We start from the raw sequence: 1,656 nt of genomic DNA, 5'->3' as shown, positions 1-1,656 counted from the left end.
ACCACGAAGGAGGCGCACTTGTCGAGCTCGGCGGGCGCGCACTCCTGCCAGATGCCGGTGCCGCCCCCTATCAGGATCTTGTCGGCGTCCTTGACGACGTTGTGTTCGGCGCCGAAGTTGATCAGCGCCCAGGCGTCCTTGGCGTAGTACGTCTCGTCGAACATGATCGCGCGCGGATGGCCGAGGTCGACGAACCGCAGGACCCCCCCGAACAGCGCGACCAGCAACGGTCCCAGCCAGCCCCACAGGGCGCCGCCGGGCATCGGCGGCACCAGTCGGTCGCGCGCCGAGCCCTTCGTCCCGCCGGGCGTCTGGGGCTCCTGGGGCTCCGGCTGCTGCGGTCCCTGGTTGGTGAAGTCGGTCACGGCCACCCGGACATCGTACGGTCCCCCCACCCCCCTGAGCCCAGGAAAAAAATTCCTAGATGCCCAATTCGAGAACTTCCTCCCAGGCTGGGCGCCCATCCGGAATGCGGGAGGATGGAACGGTGACGGACAACGGCAGGCTTGTGCTGGCAGGGGCTCCGATCGGGCAGGTGGGCGACGCCTCGCCCCGGCTGAGGCAGGCGCTGGAGAGTGCCGACGTGGTCGCGGCGGAGGACACCCGCAGGCTGCGCCGCCTGGCGGGGGAGCTGGGCGCGGAGATCGGCGGCCGGGTCGTCTCCTACTACGACGCCAACGAGGCCGGGCGGGCCGCCGAGCTCCTCCAGGCCCTCCAGGACGGCAAGACCGTGCTGGTCATCACCGACGCGGGCATGCCGGGCGTCTCCGACCCCGGCTACCGCCTCACCCACCTGGCGGTCGAGGCGGGGATCACCGTCACCTCGCTGCCCGGACCGTCCGCGGTCACCACGGCGCTGGCCGTCTCGGGGCTGCCCAGCGACCGCTTCTGCTTCGAGGGCTTCCCCCCGCGCAAGTCCGGTGAGCGCTCCCGCCGGCTCTCCGCCCTCGCGGAGGAGGAGCGCACCATGGTCTTCTTCGAGGCGCCGCACCGGCTGCAGGTCGCGCTGGCGGCGATGGCGGAGGCGTTCGGCGCCGACCGCCGGGCGGCGGTCTGCCGGGAGCTCACCAAGACGTACGAGGAGGTGCGGCGAGGTGGCCTCGGGGAGCTGGCCGAGTGGGCGGCCGGGGGCGTCAAGGGGGAGATCACGGTCGTCGTCGCGGGGTACGCCGGGCAGGCCCTGCCGCCGGTGATCGGGGACCTGGTCGACGAGGTGGCACGCCGGGAGGAGACGGGGATACCGAGGAAACAGGCGATCGTGGACGTGGCGAAGGCGGCGGGAATCCCCAAACGCGATCTTTATGATGCTGTCCATCGCGGCTGAATTATCACCATAATTGCCCGAATGGGATTAATACGGGATCGCCTCTTGCCTCCCATGCAGGGAAGCGTGGCCTGGGGCTGGCTGGGACCGCTGCTGGTCGCGGCGTTCGGAGGGGTCCTGCGGTTCGTCGACCTCGGGCGGCCGCACGCGGTCGTGTTCGACGAGACGTACTACGCCAAGGACGCCTGGGCGCTGATCCACTACGGGGTCGAGCGAGCCTCGCTCGGCACCGTGGAGGACCCGGTCGCCGACCGGATGATCATCGCGGGGAAGACCGACTTCCTGGTCAAGTGCACGCCGCCGGAGGCCGACCCCTGCCCGCTCTACGTGGC

At 70.7% G+C, this 1,656-nt stretch carries 1 protein-coding gene and 2 pseudogenes; 2 read left to right on the top strand and 1 reads right to left on the bottom strand.

All coding sequences use genetic code 11. From position 1 onward, the window contains the following. Window positions 1-371, bottom strand: a pseudogene (locus tag ACTOQ3_RS43475) (phospholipid carrier-dependent glycosyltransferase); the annotation flags it as partial. A gap of 98 nt (window positions 372-469) precedes the next feature. Here ACTOQ3_RS43475 and rsmI point away from each other — a divergent pair. Both rsmI and ACTOQ3_RS43465 read left to right on the top strand, forming a co-directional pair. Next, window positions 470-1,324 (top strand): 16S rRNA (cytidine(1402)-2'-O)-methyltransferase, encoded by an 855-nt coding sequence (gene rsmI / locus ACTOQ3_RS43470; RefSeq protein ID WP_440074317.1) that lies wholly within the window; start codon window positions 470-472, stop codon window positions 1,322-1,324. Window positions 1,325-1,378: 54 nt separating this feature from the next. Continuing rightward, window positions 1,379-1,656 (top strand): annotated as a pseudogene (locus ACTOQ3_RS43465) (phospholipid carrier-dependent glycosyltransferase); the annotation flags it as partial.

The organism is Streptosporangium sp. LJ11 (assembly GCF_051918945.1).
Taxonomy (GTDB): Bacteria; Actinomycetota; Actinomycetes; order Streptosporangiales; family Streptosporangiaceae; genus Streptosporangium.
The sequence above is the reverse complement of the archived record's forward strand: the minus strand, read 5'-3'. Positions and strand labels throughout refer to the sequence as shown.